The sequence below is a fragment of the Pseudomonas sp. NBRC 111130 genome, from assembly GCF_001320485.1.
GTDB classification, from domain to species: domain Bacteria; phylum Pseudomonadota; class Gammaproteobacteria; order Pseudomonadales; family Pseudomonadaceae; genus Aquipseudomonas; species Aquipseudomonas vlassakiae.
The window spans coordinates 1-14,490 of sequence record NZ_BCBG01000020.1 but is presented as its reverse complement, the minus strand read 5'-3'; the positions used below and the strand labels follow the sequence as shown (position 1 = coordinate 14,490).

Genomic DNA, 14,490 nt, shown 5'->3' with positions numbered 1-14,490 from the left:
GTGAGTGCAAGATATTGTAAGCCCAACGCGGTCTTTGTAGGAGCGGCCTTGTGTCGCGAAAGGGCTGCGAAGCGGCCCCGGGATATCAGCAGCTCACAAATTGCAGGGGCTGCTTTGCAGTCCTTTCGCGACACAAGGCCGCTCCTACAAGGACCGTGTCATCACTCATGTGCAAAGCAGGGAAATAAAAAGGAACCGCGACGCCAGGGAGAGGAGACGCCGCGGTTCAAGGGGGGAGCTGGTCAGCGTTGGGTAGCGGTGGCTGTGTTGCCGTTGCCCATCTGGCTGATGGTGGCGCTCTGGTAGGCGCCGCTCTGGTTGACGTTGGCTGTGTTGTTGTTGCCGCCCTGGGTCACGTAGGCGACGTTGGCGCTGTCAGCCTGCTTGATGGTTGCACTGTTGCCACTGCCGTACAGCTGAGTGGTGTAGCTCTGGTTGGCGTAGCCGGACTGGTCCAGGTTGATGCTGTTGCCACTGCCGGTGGACGAGCCGAAGGCGTAGTTGTCGGTGCCGCGCTGGTCGGCGATGAGGCTGTTGTCGCTCCCGTTCTGCTCGAAGTACAGCTCGTTGTAGCTGTCGGCCTGCTTGGTCTCCATGGTGTTGCCGGTGCCTTTCTGGCTCAGCGTGGCCAGTTGGTACTCGCCGTTCTGGGTCAGGTTGACGCTGTTGTTGGTGCCGTTCTGGTCGATCTTGGCGGTCTGGTTCTTGCCGAACTGGCCACCGAGCTTGTCGCCTTTCCAGTTGCTGGCCAACACCTTGTTGCCGGTGCCCTTGCTGTTGACGGTCAGGCTCTGGTTGTCACCGGTCTGGTAGGTGAAGCTGCTGTTGGTCTTGCCACTTTGCGAGACAGCGGTGTTCGAATTGTTGGTCTCGAACTGATCCGACCAGCTGGCGTTGGACTGGCCCTGCTGATACAGGTTGGCGACGTTGTCCTTGCCGAAGCTCTGGTCGATGTAGCCTTCGTTGGTCTGGCCGGTCTGGTTGACCGTGGCGCGGCTGCCGGTCTGGGTGTCCTGCCAGACCTCCACCGAGTGGCCGGTGCCGTACTGGTCGATGGCGATCGTGCCGCCGTTGCCATCGCGCTGGTCACCGTAGGCGAAGTTCTGCTTGCCTTGCTGGTAGATCTGCACATAGCCATCGTTGTGCAGGATGTGCTCGGAGGCGGCGTAGTTGTCCTGGCCATCCTGGGTGATGTTGGCGCGGTTGTTACTGCCGCCGAACAGCTGCTCGACGAAGGCTTCGTTGCGCTGGCCGCTCTGGGTGGTGGTGGCCTGGCTGCCGGTCTGGGTGTCCTGCCACACGGTCGAGCGGTTTTCGCTGCCTTGCTGGTTCTGCAACGACTGGTTGTTCTCGCCCACCGACTGGCTGGCGAAGGCGTCATTGTAGGAGCCAGCGGCCTGCTGGGTGATCTGGCTGCCATTTTCGAACAGCTGCTCGCCGTAGCCGGCGTTGTACGAACCACTGGCGGTCTGGTTGATGCTGCTGGTGCTGTTTTCCTGCACCGCCAGGTGGTTGTGGCCCTTGCCGGTCTGCGTCTGGGTGGCCGCGGCGAACGGTGCAACCGTCTGCTGCACCTCGGCGATGTTCTGGTTACCGTTCTGCGACTGGTTCGAGGTGCTGTCGTCAGCCATGACCTGGCCGGCCAAGGCCAGGACGATAGCGGCGCTTAGGGGGGCGAGCTTGAACATGGTGGAGCCTCCAGGTCTATCGGTATTGGGTGATCTGAACACGCTGGCCATTGCCGGCCTGGGTCACTGAACTGCTCAGGCCAACGCCTGCCTGCTGGATACTGGCGCTGTTGTTGTTGCCGATCTGCTCGATGCTGGCGCTGTTGCTGGTGCCGCTCTGGCGGATCGCAGCGCTGTTGCCATATCCCTGTTGGCTGATGTTGGCCATCAGGTCACTGCCTTCCTGCAGGATGTACGCCTCCTGCGCGCCCCCGGCCTGGACGATGCGGCCCAGCAAGGCCTGGCCGTTCTGGTCGAGGGCGGCGCGGTTACCGTTGCCTTGCTGCTCGATCACTGCCGCCTGACCGGCACCGACCGGCAGCAGGCGGATGATCAGCGGGTCACCGAGGTCGCTACCGGGCGCAAGGTCGGCGTTGTCCATCAGGTCATCGGCCCCGGCCTGGCCCGCCAGGGCCAGGCTCAGCAGCAGTGGATACAGGCACTTCATGGCGTTCTCCTGGCCTTACTGCACCGTCACGTTGACAGTACGGGTACTGCCTTGGCTGCTCGTCACGGTGGCGGTCGGTGCGGCCGTCGGGATGATCGTGGTGCTGTTGCTCACCGCCAGGCGCCAGCGGCCGGTCACCGGTACCGTGGTGGTGCCGAGGGTCTGCACGCCGGTGGTGGTGGTGACCCGCACGGTGATGGTGTTGCCGGTGGTCACCGACGAGGTCCCGCTGACATCCCAGTTGTAACGGTTGTTCGAGCGGGCCAGGACGGTGGCCGCGGTGACCGTGAAGGTCTCGCCGGCTGCGGGCCGTGGCTGCACGTTGACCGTGACGGTGGCCGGGGCGGAAAGCGCGCCCAGGGAATCACGTGCCTGGTAGGTGAATGTGGTGGTGAAGGCCGTGGTCACCGTGGCCGGAGGGGTGTAGCTGACCGTGGTGCCATCGGTGCTCACACTGCCGCGCCCGGCGGCAGGCTGAGTCAGGTTGGCGACGGTCAATGGCACGTTGCCTTCCGGGTCGGTGTCGTTGGCCAACACGTTGATGGTCAGCGGTGCGGCCAAGGTGGTCACGGTTTCCGGGTTGGCGGTGGGTGCCTGGTTGGGCGCGACGTTGACGGTCACGGTGGCCGGTTGCGACTTCAGGCCCTTGGCATCCATTGCCCGGTAGGTGAAGGTGGCGACCACCGGCTGCGTGGCACCTGGCGGTGGGGTGTAAGTCACGGCGCTGCTACCGTTGAGGACCACGCTGCCCTGGCCGGTGGCCGGCTGGGTAACGTCGGTGATGCTCAGTGGCACGTTGCCGTCCGGGTCGCTGTCGTTGAGCAGCAGGTTCATCGTCAGCGGCACGCCGACGCTGGTGCTGCCGACATCGGCCTGGGCCAGCGGCGGCTGGTTGGCGGCCGACACCGGTGCGGTGCCGACCACCACCACCGGCTCTACATCCACGCCGCCATGGCTGGACTTGATGGTGATGGTGGCCGGTGGCTGGGCCAGGTCATTGACGGTGAGCGTTTGCAGGGTGCCGGACTTGGACAGCCGGCCATAGCCTTGGGCGACCATGTCCGGGATCAGCACTTCATCGCTGGAGCGCGCTTCTAGGATCAGCCGCTTGTTGGCCCACTCGTAGCGTGCGGTGCTGACCTTGACCACATCGGAAAGCTTGCTCGAAATGGCGGTCGGCTGGGTGTTGATGTCGCTGCTGCTGGCGGTCACCACCACCACCGGCGGAGGCGCCACCTGGCTCAGTTGCTGGCTGAAGAACAGCCCGTTGTTGTCCGCCGTCATGCTGAACTGGCAAGGCGATGGCGGCGTGCCGACCAGGGCCAGGCCGTTACGGAAGCAGACACTTGCGTCGCTTGGCGCCTTGGCGAATACCTCCACCCGGGTGCCGCCGGCATTGCGCGAGTAGGTCGCCCGCTCCAGTGACGCCGGCAGCTGCGGACGTTGGTCGAGTACCTTGCCGGAGACGGTGAACAGGCTGGTTTCGATGCGCCCGGGCGGGCCGTCGATGCGGATGAAGTTGGTGTTGAACGGGCTGCCCTTGATCGCTTCCGGGCGGTTGGGGTCACCGATGAAGGTGTCGGTGGAGCCGGTCTCCGGGTTGACTGCGGTATAGGGTGCGCCGAAGCCCTGGATGAACGGGCCGATTGCGCCATTGAGCGCACCGGTGAAGTTGCCCGGGGCGCCGATGCCGATGTCACGAGTGATGTTGATCGCCCGGCGGCCGGGTGTGGTGACGTTGACCGTCTCCACGCCGTAGGGGTGGGTGATGGTGTAGGTACCGGCAGTGGGCACCGAGACGCGCAGACGGATGCGCGCAAAGCTCTGCTGGTCGCCATCGACCGGGTTGCCACCAGCGAATGCCGCTTCTATGCCCGCCACATAGGCGTCGAGGGCATAGCCGCTGTTGCCAACGGCAGGAATAGTGGTTTCCGCCAGGAACCAGAACATCTCCGAAGGCCAGTTGTCAGGGAACACCAAGGGCAGGGTATCGTCGAAGACGCCCGGTTCTGGCAGCAGGGTGCACATATAGGCCGGTGCACCGGGGGCGCCAGCGACCAGGGTGCTGACGGCATGCGAGCGGCACAGTTCCAGTGACAGGCCGTTGCTGTCCTTGTACCACAACGGGAAACCGCCGGTGGCGAAGGTGTAGGGGCCAGGGTCGACGTCGGACAGGGCAGCCCAGGCCGCACTGCTGAGGGTGAGGGAGAAACCGGCGGCCAAAAGCGCGCGGCGTTGCCAAGTGTTCATGCTGCCTCCTTGAAGGCGGAGCCTTTGTCTGTTCATGGCACCAGCACCACGTCTTCGATGTCGCTGCCGCCATTGGCACTGGTGACCTGCACCTTGGCTGGCGGGACGGGTGACAAGTTGGCGCTCAGGCTTTTCTGCGCGCCGTCGCCGCTGAAGTTGCCGATGAAGGTGCCGTTGCCGGTGTGGGCAGTCATTGCCGGCGGGTTGGTTTCGTCACTGCTGGTGGCGATCAAGGTCAGGGTGGCATTGGCCAAGCTGTATTCGGCCTTGGTGATGGTGACCAGGTCGGTGAGCGGCATGTCAGCGGTGGTTACGCTGCTGGTGGGGATGGCCACGCTGTTGTCGGCGCTGACCAACATGCTGGTCGGCAGTGCCGGGTTGAGCGCCGACTGGGCATACCAAGTGCCGGTGCCATTGGCTTCGGTCAGTGGCAGGTTAGGGGTCTGGCTGGTCAGGGTGGCGCTGCCTGGTGGTGGCGGTGCCAGCACGAACACGTCCTGTTGGGCGCGCAGGTCACCGTTCTCGGTGTGCCGCGAGTAGGTGCTGCGCAGCGGGATCAACGGCGTCGGTCGGGCTACTGCGGAAAGCTTGCCGGAAACGGCGAACAGGTCCGTGCGCAGGTCGATGCCGTTGGGGCCTTCGATGCGTACGAAGTTAGTGTTGAACGGGCTGCCGGTGACCCGCTCGTTGAGGTTGGGGTCGCCGATGAATGTCTCGCTGCCTTCGGTGTAGGGGCCATTGACGCTGCGCAGGAAGGGCCCGATATCGCCCTTCAGGGCGCCGGTAAAGGTGCCAGCGGAGCCGATGCCGATGTCGCGGGTCATGTTGATCGCCCGGCGCCCGGCGGCGGGTACGTCGAACACCTCGACGCCGTAAGGGTGGGTGACCACGTAGGTGCCGGCCACAGGAACGTCGACCCGGATCCTCACGCGGGCGAAACTGATCTGATCGTTTTCTGCCGGGTCGCCGCCGCCGAACGCGGCTTCGAGCGCGCTGACGTATGTCAGGTTGACCCCGCGGGCGACATCGTTGATGGCAGCGTCGGCGGTGAACCAGAACGATTCATCCGGCCAGTTGCTCGGAAAGACCAACGGCTTGGTGTCATCGAAGATGCCTGGGGCAGGCAACAGGGTGCACATGTACGCCGGTGCGCCTGGGGCGCCGGCGACGCGTGAACTCACCGCCTTGGACAGGCACAGGTCGAGGGTTCGGCCATGGGTGTCCTGGTACCAGGCGGCATAGCGGCCGTTCTCAGGTGTGTAGGGCCCAGTGTCGACGGCGTACAGCGCAGCCTGCGCCGGGAGCTGGAACAGGCCGGCGACGATCGCCACTGCGAGCGTGTTGGGTATCGGTCGGAGCATGAGTCGGTTCCTCCTGCTAACGGGCCCATGGACTTGGGGCGTCTGGGAGGACCAGCGCAACAGCCGTGCCAATTTTTCACATCAGGCTGCAGGCCTTGTGGGGCGTGGGCTGGGCAGGTGATGTCTGACGGAGTGGGCAGGTTTCTGGTGGGCGGTGATCCCCAGTTTTGGGGTTGGTTTTGGGGTTGGGAATAGGGCTGGGAATGCATGGCTGGGAATGCATGGCTGGGAATTGGGTGAGGGCTACCATCTGTCCGCCGAGAGTGCTTTGGCGCCTGTGAGATCGAGCGCCGCCCGCGCGGCGCATCGCGGGCAAGCCCGCTCCCACATCTGTTTCGGGCCAATCTCTCCTGTGCCGCCAACAGGGACCGCCTTGTTGGCATGACGATGCATCTCGGTGGAAGCCAACAGGGGTATGGCGATGCATCTCGGTGGGAGCCAGCAGGGGTATGGCGATGCATCTCGGCGGGAGCCAAAAGGGGTATGGCGATGCATCTCGGTGGCCACTGATTGCTGCTCCACCTGTCTCTAGTCATGCACCAGGGCGGTCCCTGTTGGCGGCACAGGAGAGATTGGCCCGAAACAGATGTGGGAGCGGGCTTGCCCGCGATGCGCCGCGCGGGCGGCGCTCGATCTCCCAGGCGACATACCTCTTGAGCCAAGCACCTCTCAAGGCTCCACACCTCTCAAGGCATGCACCTCGACGCCCACCAAATTCTCCCGCACACTGCGGAAAAAATACCAAGCCCGTAGCCCTGACCCCGAGGGCCACAGCTGGAGCAAAAAATGGCGCGACAATTTCCCATAACAAACGCCCAAGATCCGCTGCACGAATCCCGCCAGGCGCGCATGCGTCTGGCCAGCGAAGGCGAGCTGCCGCTGGGCATGCTGCGCGATGAAATCGACGCCTCCTGGCGCCGCAGCCTCGGCCATGGCCTGGATTGCCTGCAAGGCGAGCAAGTCGGCGTAGGCCTGCAGCAGGGTCAGGACTTGCGCATGCTGCTGGAACGCAACCGGCTGCTGATGGACGCCGTCACCCCCGAACTGGACTACCTGGTATCACGCCAAGGCAAGGCTGGCATCGTCATCCTCGGCGATGCCCAGGCCAACGTGCTGGCCATCGAGGGGCAGAAGCACGTACTGCAACGCGAAGGCCTGCGCGACCTGCACCCCGGCAGCTGCTGGAGCGAGTCGCTGCGCGGCACCAACGCCATCGGCACCGCCGTGGTCGAAGGCCGGCCGACGCTGATCAACTGTGGCGAGCACTACCTGGACCGGCTCAGCCCGTTCTCCTGCACTTCAGTGCCGCTGCGCGACCCGCGCGGCGAAGTGATCGGCGTGCTCGACATCACCCGCGAAGGTGTCATGGCTCAGCCCCAGGACAGCCTGAGCATGCTGATGCTGGCGGCTGGCAATATCGAGAGCAGGATGTTCGGCCTGAGCCATCCCGAGCAACTGGTGCTGGCGTTCCACAGCCGCCCGCAATACCTCAACAGCGCCTGGCACGGCCTGCTGGCGCTAAGCCTGGATGGCGAAGTGCTGGCCGCCAACGACAGCGCCTGTCAATTGCTCCAGGTCCCGCGCCAGGGCCTGATCGGGCGTCGTTGCAGCGACCTGCTGGGCGAGCGCTCGCCGGCCTTCATCGCCCGCCTGTGGCAGGGTGGCGTGAGTAACGTGCAGACCGCCAAAGGTGAATTCGCTTTCCGCGCGCTGCACCTGCCACGGCACACCCCGCTCAATGGCAGCGCGGTGCATGTCAAGCCGACAGTGGCCAACAAAACCCCTGCGCTGGAGGCCTTGGCCGGGGCTGATGCGCGGTTGGCACGCAACCTGCGCATGGCCCTCCAGGGCTTGGGCAATGGCCTGCCAGTGTTGCTGCTCGGCGAGACCGGTACGGGCAAGGAAGTGGTGGCGCGTGCCCTGCATCAAGCCAGCCCGCGTGCCGACAGAGCGTTCGTGGCGGTCAACTGCGCGGCGATTCCCGAGGGGCTGATCGAGTCCGAGCTGTTTGGTTACCGCGAGGGCGCCTTCACCGGCTCACGCCGCGGTGGCATGGTCGGGCGACTGATGCAGGCCCATGGCGGCACGCTGTTCCTCGATGAGATCGGTGACATGCCGTTGGCCCTGCAGGCCCGGCTGTTGCGCGTGCTGCAGGAACGCCGGGTAGCGCCGCTGGGCGCGGGCGACGAACAGGACATCGACGTGGCGTTGATCTGCGCCACTCACCGCGACCTCAAGCGCCTGGTGCAGGACCAGCACTTTCGTGAAGACCTGTACTACCGGGTCAACGGCGTTTCCCTGCGCCTGCCGGCCCTGCGCGAGCGCGATGACCTGGCGAACATCATCGAGGGCTTGCTGGACAAGTCCGGCGCCAAAGGCGTGAGCCTCGACCCGGCCCTGGCCGCATTGCTGGAAGGTTTCGACTGGCCAGGCAACATCCGCCAGCTGGAAATGGTCGTGCGCACCGCCCTGGCCATGCGCGAGGATGGCGAGCAGGTGCTGACCCTCGACCACCTGACCGATTGCCTGCTGGAAGAACTGGCCAGCGGCACGGCGCCCTCGGGTAGCCTCAAGGACAATGAGCTGGAATTGATCCGTGGCGCCCTGGCGCGCCACCACGGCAATGTCACGGCCGCCGCCGAAGCGCTGGGCATCAGCCGGGCGACGCTGTACCGCAAGCTCAAGCAGTTGCGCGGCTGACATGGGCAACCTGTTGCACAGGCTGGTGGAGTCCAGCAACCCGCTACTCATGCGCCAGGCCCTGGCCTGGCTGTATGGTTTCGTCCGCCCCCATCGAAGGGCCATCGGCGTGCTGCTGGGCTTGTCCTTCGGCGCTTCGCTGCTGGCCCTGGTGCAACCCTGGCTGGTCAAGACACTGATCGACGAAGGCCTGCTGGCCAAGGATTACCAGACCCTCTGGCACATGGCGGCGATCATGATTGCCGCCGGGCTGCTGGGCACGGTGCTGGCGGGCGTCAACCGCTACCTGCACACACGCCTGTCGGGGCGCATCCTGTTCGCCCTGCGCGATGACCTGTACCGCCATTTGCAGCAGCTGTCGCCGACCTTCTACGGGTGTCGGCGCACCGGCGACATCCTCTCGCGGCTGGACGGCGATGTGGCCGAGATCCAGCGTTTTGCCGTGGATTCGCTGTTCTCGGCGGTGTCGGCAGTGATTGGCCTGGTGGGGGCGGTGGCGCTGATGCTGATGCTGTCCTGGCAACTGTCGCTGTTGCTGGCACTGCTGATCCCGATCGAAGTCCTGTGGCTGCGCTGGATGCGGCGCAAGGTCGAGCGCGAGGTGCGCAACTTGCGCGAGCGCTCGGCAGATGTGTCGTCGTTCCTGGTCGAGACCCTGCCGGCGATGAAGTTCATCCAGGCGTCTGGCCAGCAGAACCGTGAGGCCGGGCGCCTGGACCAGCTGGGGCAGGGCTACATGCGCCAATTGCTCAAGGTGCAGGTGACCGAGTTCTTCACCCAGGCGATCCCCGGTACCTTGACCTCGTGGTGCCGCGCCTGCGCGTTCCTGGTGGGTGGATGGTGGGTGATCCAGGGCACCTGGCAGCTTGGCGCGCTGATCGCGTTTTCCACCTACATGGGCATGGCGGTCGGCCCGGTGCAGAGCCTGTTGGGCCTGTACGTGGCGGTGCAGCGCATGGCGGTGAGCCTGGGCCGGGTGATGGAGTTGAAGCAGGAAGCGGTGGCCGTGCGCGAGGCCGACTTGCCCAGGCCGATGCCGGAAGGGCCCGGCGAGCTACGCCTGGAAGGCGTGAGCTTTGCCCATGACGGGCGCCAGGGCGCGGTGCTGGCGCAGGTCGATGCCTGTATTGCCGGTGGCCTGAAAGTCGCCATCAGCGGTGCCTCTGGCGTCGGCAAATCGACCCTGATCGACCTGTTGCAGCGCTTCTATGACCCGGATGGCGGGCGCATCCTGCTCGATGGTGCCGACTTGCGCGAACTCGACCTGGCCGCCGTGCGCCAGCGTATCGCCGTGGTCAGCCAGGACATCGTGCTGTTTCGCGGCACCCTGGCCCAGAACCTGGCCTATGGCGCGCCGCAGGCCAGCCGTGCGGAGCTGGAGCGGGTGGTGCGACTGGCCCATCTCGACAGCCTGGTCGAGAGCCTGCCACTGGGTCTGGACGGGCTGCTCGGCGAGCGTGGCCAGCAGCTTTCCGGCGGGCAGAAACAGCGTATCGCCATTGCCCGGGCGGTGCTGCAAGCGCCTTCGATCCTGGTGCTCGACGAGGCCACCTCGGCCGTCGACGAAGCCACCGAGCGCGAAGTGATTGCCGCCATCGACGAACTGTTCGCCGGGCGCACGCGCATCTTGATCAGCCACCGCGCATCGACCCTGGCCGATGCCGATCTGCACCTGCACCTGCAAGGTGGCCGGATGCACGAATTGCCCCGGGAGACGATCCAGCATGGCCGTTGATGTAAAGGTCGGCGTGATCGACAGCGGTTGTGCGCCAACCCAGGCACTGGTCGCTGCCCGGCGTTTCTGGCTGGACGAGGGCGTGCTCTGCGACGGCGAGTTGCAACCAGACCGGCTCGGCCATGGCAGCGCCGTGCTGGCCAGCCTGCAAGCCGAGGTCGGTGTGCTGCCGCTGTTGCTGGCCCAAGTCTTCAGCGAACGCGGCAGCACCAGCGCTTTACAGGTTGCCGCCGCGTTGTTCTGGCTGGCGGAGCAGGGCGTGACCTTGATCAATCTCAGCCTTGGCTTGCGGCAGGACCGGGCGGTGTTGCGCCAGGCCTGTGCTGAAGTGCAGCGGGCTGGCGTGCTGCTGTGCGCCTCCAGCCCGGCGCAGGGCAGTGCGGTGTACCCGGCGGCGTATCCGGGGGTTATCCGTATCACCGGCGATGCGCGCTGCGCGCCGGGGCAATGGTCGTGGCTCGGCAGTGCCCAGGCCGACTTCGGTGGCCATGTGGGCGAGCGCGGGCGGGCCGGTGCGAGTCTTGGCTGTGCGGCAGTGAGCGGGCGGATTGCGGCACTGTTGCAGCAGCAACCCGGCCTGGGCCGGCAACAGGTCTATGCCTGGCTGCAGGCCCACGCCGCGTTCAGCGGCCCGGAGCGACGAGGTACGGCGGATGCCTGAACCACGCATTCTGGTGCTGGGCGCCGGGCCTGCCGGCGCCGCTACTGCGCTTGGCCTGCGTCGGCTGGGTTACCCGGTGACGGTGGTCTCCGACTGGCGGCGTTTTGCCGCCGTGGAAGGGGTTTCGCAGCGGGTACTGGAAGGGCTGCGCCACGCTGGCCTGGGAGGCGCGCTGGCCGAGGCAGCGGTGCCGGCAACACGCCAGGTGCGCTGGAATGGCCAGCACCTGCAACCCAATCAGGAATACCTGCTCGACCGCCAGCGCTTCGATCGTGCGTTGCGTGAGGACCTGTTGCGCACAGGGGTGACGTTGGTGGAGGGGCGTGTGCGTGAAGTCGCGCGTGCAGAGGGCTATGAGGTTCGGCTGGATGACGGGCAGCTGCTTCAGGGCGAGTTTCTGGTCGAGGCGCGTGGCCGTCAGGCGCCGTTGGCGGCCGACCGGCTGCGTGGCCCGGAAACGGTCAGCCTGCTCAACCTCTGGCAGTCGGACCCTGGCGCGCCTGCGTCGGCCGTGGAAAGCCTGGACGATGGTTGGGCCTGGATGGCCCGGCTGGCCGACGGGCGATGCTATTGGCAAGTGACCCTGGATGCCCAACGGCTGCCGGGCAAGGCGGCCTTGCCTGAATACTGTGCGGCACGACGAAGGGCTTCGGCGCTGGTGGCTGAACTGTTCGATGCGCGAGCGCTGGCGCCTGCCCAAGTGCATGCCCGCAGCAGCACGGCGATCCTCGCCGGCGACTGCGTGGGGGATGACTGGCTGCGGGTGGGCGATGCGGCGATGGCGGTTGACCCACTGTCGGGGAATGGGATTTTCCAGTCGCTGTCATCGGCGTTGCAGGCGCCGGTGGTGATCAACACCTTGCTCCGTCGGCCCGAGCGCGCGGCACTGGCGAAGCAGTTTCATCAGCAGCGGATCGAGCAGCTTTTTCTGCGCTTTGCCCGCATCGGGCGGGATTTCTATGGGCAGGAGCTTGAGCGCGCAGGGCAGCCATTCTGGGAGCACCGTCGAGGCTGGCCGGATGCGCAGCCGTTGCATCTGGCGGCAGACTGGGCGGCGGTGCGGGTGGCGCGGCGGCCGGTGTTGCGGGATGGGCTAGTGGACGAGGCTGAAGTGGTGGTGACTTCGGATCAGCCTTTGGGGATCTGGCATTTGCAGGGGATCGAGTTGGCGCCGGTGGTGGGAGAACTGCTTGCAGGCGTGTCACTCGATGGGGTCTTGAATGGGAGACCTATGGAGCACCAGATATTGCTGCGGCGGTGGTTGGGAGAACAGGGTTTAAGCTGAGATCGTGGGGCCGCTCTGCGGCCCTTTCGCGACACAAGGCCGCTCCTACAAGAGAACGCGGACTCCTGTAGGAGCGGCCTTGTGTCGCGAAAGGGCTGCAAAGCAGCCCCGGCCTGTAAATCAGAGCTTGATCAAAACCGACTTGAGCTCGGTGTAGTGTTCGATGGCCGCAGCGCCCATCTCACGGCCCACGCCGGACATCTTGTACCCCCCAAACGGCAGCGCCGGGTCCAGCGCGCTATGGCAGTTGACCCACACCGACCCGGACTTGATCCGCGGAATCATCCGGTGCACCGCAGCCAGGTCGTTGGACCAGATGCTCGCGCCCAGGCCATAGGGGTTGTCGTTGGCCATGCCGACCACTTCGTCGATGTCGTCGAACGGCATCGCCACCAGCACCGGCCCGAAGATTTCCTCCTGCACCAGGCGATGGCGCTGGTCGACGTCGACAATCACTGTCGGCTTGACGAAGTAGCCCGGGCCAAACCCTTCACCGCCACAGGCGATGGTCGCGCCCAGCTCGCGGCCCAACTCGATGTAGCCAGTCACGCGGTCCTGCTGCTTGGCCGAGATCAACGGCCCCATCTGCACCGCCGGGTCCAGGCCGCTGCCGAGCTTCATGCCGTTGGCGATGCCGGCGATGTCGGCGACCACATTGTCGAAATGCTTGCGGTGCACGTACAGGCGCGAACCGGCGCAGCACACCTGGCCCTGGTTGAAGAAGATCGCCGTGGCGGCGCCGGCGGCGGCCTCCTGCAGGTTGGCGTCGGGCAGGACGATGGTTGGCGACTTGCCGCCGAGCTCCAGGGTGACGCGGGTCATGTTGTCCATGGCCGCCTTGCCGATCAGCTTGCCCACTTCGGTGGAGCCGGTGAAGGTCAGCTTGTCCACGCCTGGGTGGCGGCTCAGCGCGGCGCCGGCGTTGAGGCCGGTGCCGGTGATCACGTTGAACACCCCGGCCGGGTAGCCGGCCTCATCCACCAGTTCGGCCAGCTTCAGTGCAGTCAGCGGGGTTTCGTCGGCCGGCTTGAGCACCACGGTGCAGCCGGTGGCCAGGGCCGGGCCGAGCTTCCAGCAAGCCAGCAACAACGGGAAGTTCCAGGCGACGATGGCGCCGACCACACCCACGGCTTCGCGGCGCACGAAGCCATGGAACTGATCGTTGGGCAGCAACGGCATCGACGCTTCGACGGTGCTACCCTCGATCTTGGTGGCCCAGCCGGCCATGTAGCGCAGGAAGTCGATGGCCAGCTGCACGTCCATGACCTTGGCCACGACGGCGCTCTTGCCGTTGTTCAGGCATTCCAGCTCGGCCAGTTGTTGCGCGTCGCGCTCCATCAGGTCGGCCAGGCGCCACAGCAGGTTCTGCCGCTCGCGGGGGCGCACACGGCTCCATGGCGAGTCGTCGAAGGCCTGGCGCGCGGCGCGCACGGCGCGGTCGACGTCTTCCTGCTCGGCGGCGGGCACTTCACCGAGGATTTCACCGGTGGCCGGGTTGCGGAACGCCAGGGTGCGGCCACTGGCGGCGTCCTGCCAGTCGGCACCGATGCGCATCTTCAGCTTGCGTTCAAGGAAGGCGCGGGTGGCGGGCAGGATGGGCAGGTCGGAAAGCATGGGGCTGTGCCTCTTGTCATTGGATGTGACCGGTATAGGCGCAATGGCCGTGCCAAGGTCGGCCGATGGTCGCAAGGTGCTGAACTGCCTGGGTTTTGCCGTGGCGCGAGGTTGGGATTGCAGGGCTGCGCTGTTGCACATTGAGACGGTGTGAGACGGTGGTGAAACACTGCCTGTGCCGGCCTCTTCGCGGGCAAGCCCGCTCCCACAGGTACAGCGCTGAACCTGAGCTCTACGCGATTTCTGTGGGAGCGGGCGTGCCCGCGAAGGCCTGCATGGCAGGCCCAGTCTCAGGATGAAACACGTTGTCGCGAAATGGCACGCTCCGGCCACTCGGCCAGCAGGGCCATATAGCTGGATGAAGGAGCTAAAAGCCTGAAATACAACGCCTTTGCAGCACTTGGCACAGTTTCTGTATCACAACCGTCACAAGCACACCTGCTGTACCAAAGCGTGCAAGAACGATAAGAACAACAACCGTGGAGGTCTGACCTTGAAGACGACTCGACTCCGGCGGCATGCGGGCAAACTGGCGCTGGCCGCCGCCGCACTGCTGGGCACCCAGGCTGTGGTGGCGGCCGAGCAGGGCCCGAGACTGTTGCAGAACACGTGCATGGGGTGCCATATCCCCGAGGGCAACGATACCTACAGCCGCATCAGCCATCAGCGCAAGACGCCGGAAGGCTGGCTGATGAGCATTGCCCGCATG

The 14,490-nt window shown here is 65.6% G+C and carries 9 protein-coding genes and 1 pseudogene; 5 read left to right on the top strand and 5 right to left on the bottom strand.

The genetic code is table 11. The features are described from left to right. Window positions 1-242: 242 nt before the first annotated feature. The 4 genes from APH33_RS11580 to APH33_RS11565 are packed head-to-tail and all read right to left on the bottom strand — an operon-like array spanning window position 243 to window position 5,786. Window positions 243-1,688 carry a curlin gene (locus tag APH33_RS11580; RefSeq protein ID WP_054885267.1) on the bottom strand — a complete coding sequence of 482 codons (1,446 nt, stop codon included), beginning with the start codon at window positions 1,686-1,688 and terminating at the stop codon, window positions 243-245. A 16-nt stretch (window positions 1,689-1,704) separates the two neighbouring features. Beyond that, on the bottom strand, window positions 1,705-2,175 hold the full coding sequence (locus APH33_RS11575) for a curlin (protein ID WP_054885266.1): 471 nt from the start codon (window positions 2,173-2,175) through the stop codon (window positions 1,705-1,707). A gap of 15 nt (window positions 2,176-2,190) precedes the next feature. Beyond that, window positions 2,191-4,425: an Ig-like domain-containing protein gene (locus APH33_RS11570; protein WP_054885265.1), complete on the bottom strand. Its 2,235-nt coding sequence runs from the start codon at window positions 4,423-4,425 to the stop codon at window positions 2,191-2,193. Window positions 4,426-4,457: 32 nt separating this feature from the next. After that, complete coding sequence (locus tag APH33_RS11565) at window positions 4,458-5,786, bottom strand: hypothetical protein (RefSeq protein ID WP_054885264.1); 1,329 nt, start codon at window positions 5,784-5,786, stop codon at window positions 4,458-4,460. Window positions 5,787-6,572: 786 nt separating this feature from the next. Between APH33_RS11565 and APH33_RS11560 the strand changes: the two genes are divergently transcribed. From APH33_RS11560 to APH33_RS11545, 4 genes are read left to right on the top strand one after another with little or no spacing between them, the layout of a single operon-like run. After that, window positions 6,573-8,486: a sigma-54-dependent Fis family transcriptional regulator gene (locus APH33_RS11560; RefSeq protein WP_054885263.1), complete on the top strand. Its 1,914-nt coding sequence runs from the start codon at window positions 6,573-6,575 to the stop codon at window positions 8,484-8,486. A gap of 1 nt (window position 8,487) precedes the next feature. Then, window positions 8,488-10,221, top strand: a complete 1,734-nt coding sequence (locus tag APH33_RS11555; RefSeq protein ID WP_054885262.1) for an ABC transporter ATP-binding protein — start codon at window positions 8,488-8,490, stop codon at window positions 10,219-10,221. After that, complete coding sequence (locus tag APH33_RS11550) at window positions 10,211-10,882, top strand: S8 family serine peptidase (protein WP_054885261.1); 672 nt, start codon at window positions 10,211-10,213, stop codon at window positions 10,880-10,882. The genes APH33_RS11555 and APH33_RS11550 overlap by 11 nt, the downstream gene beginning before the upstream one ends. Then, window positions 10,875-12,167: an NAD(P)/FAD-dependent oxidoreductase gene (locus APH33_RS11545; RefSeq protein WP_054885260.1), complete on the top strand. Its 1,293-nt coding sequence runs from the start codon at window positions 10,875-10,877 to the stop codon at window positions 12,165-12,167. Before APH33_RS11550 ends, APH33_RS11545 begins: the two co-directional genes overlap by 8 nt. Before the next feature lie 120 nt (window positions 12,168-12,287). On the opposite strand, the gene APH33_RS11540 is transcribed toward APH33_RS11545, so the two are convergent. Further along, window positions 12,288-13,781 (bottom strand): aldehyde dehydrogenase, encoded by a 1,494-nt coding sequence (locus APH33_RS11540; RefSeq protein WP_054885259.1) that lies wholly within the window; start codon window positions 13,779-13,781, stop codon window positions 12,288-12,290. Between the two features lie 493 nt (window positions 13,782-14,274). Here APH33_RS11540 and APH33_RS11535 point away from each other — a divergent pair. Next, window positions 14,275-14,490, top strand: a pseudogene (locus APH33_RS11535) (quinohemoprotein amine dehydrogenase subunit alpha); the annotation flags it as partial.

Bases quoted from the DNA above. Each gene is read 5' to 3' on its own strand.
- APH33_RS11580 (WP_054885267.1), bottom strand. From the start codon at position 1,688: ATGTTCAAGCTCGCCCCCCTAAGCGCCGCTATCGTCCTGGCCTTGGCC.
- APH33_RS11550 (WP_054885261.1), top strand. From the start codon at position 10,211: ATGGCCGTTGATGTAAAGGTCGGCGTGATCGACAGCGGTTGTGCGCCA.
- APH33_RS11555 (WP_054885262.1), top strand. From the start codon at position 8,488: ATGGGCAACCTGTTGCACAGGCTGGTGGAGTCCAGCAACCCGCTACTC.
- APH33_RS11560 (WP_054885263.1), top strand. From the start codon at position 6,573: ATGGCGCGACAATTTCCCATAACAAACGCCCAAGATCCGCTGCACGAA.
- APH33_RS11575 (WP_054885266.1), bottom strand. From the start codon at position 2,175: ATGAAGTGCCTGTATCCACTGCTGCTGAGCCTGGCCCTGGCGGGCCAG.
- APH33_RS11570 (WP_054885265.1), bottom strand. From the start codon at position 4,425: ATGAACACTTGGCAACGCCGCGCGCTTTTGGCCGCCGGTTTCTCCCTC.
- APH33_RS11540 (WP_054885259.1), bottom strand. From the start codon at position 13,781: ATGCTTTCCGACCTGCCCATCCTGCCCGCCACCCGCGCCTTCCTTGAA.
- APH33_RS11545 (WP_054885260.1), top strand. From the start codon at position 10,875: ATGCCTGAACCACGCATTCTGGTGCTGGGCGCCGGGCCTGCCGGCGCC.
- APH33_RS11565 (WP_054885264.1), bottom strand. From the start codon at position 5,786: ATGCTCCGACCGATACCCAACACGCTCGCAGTGGCGATCGTCGCCGGC.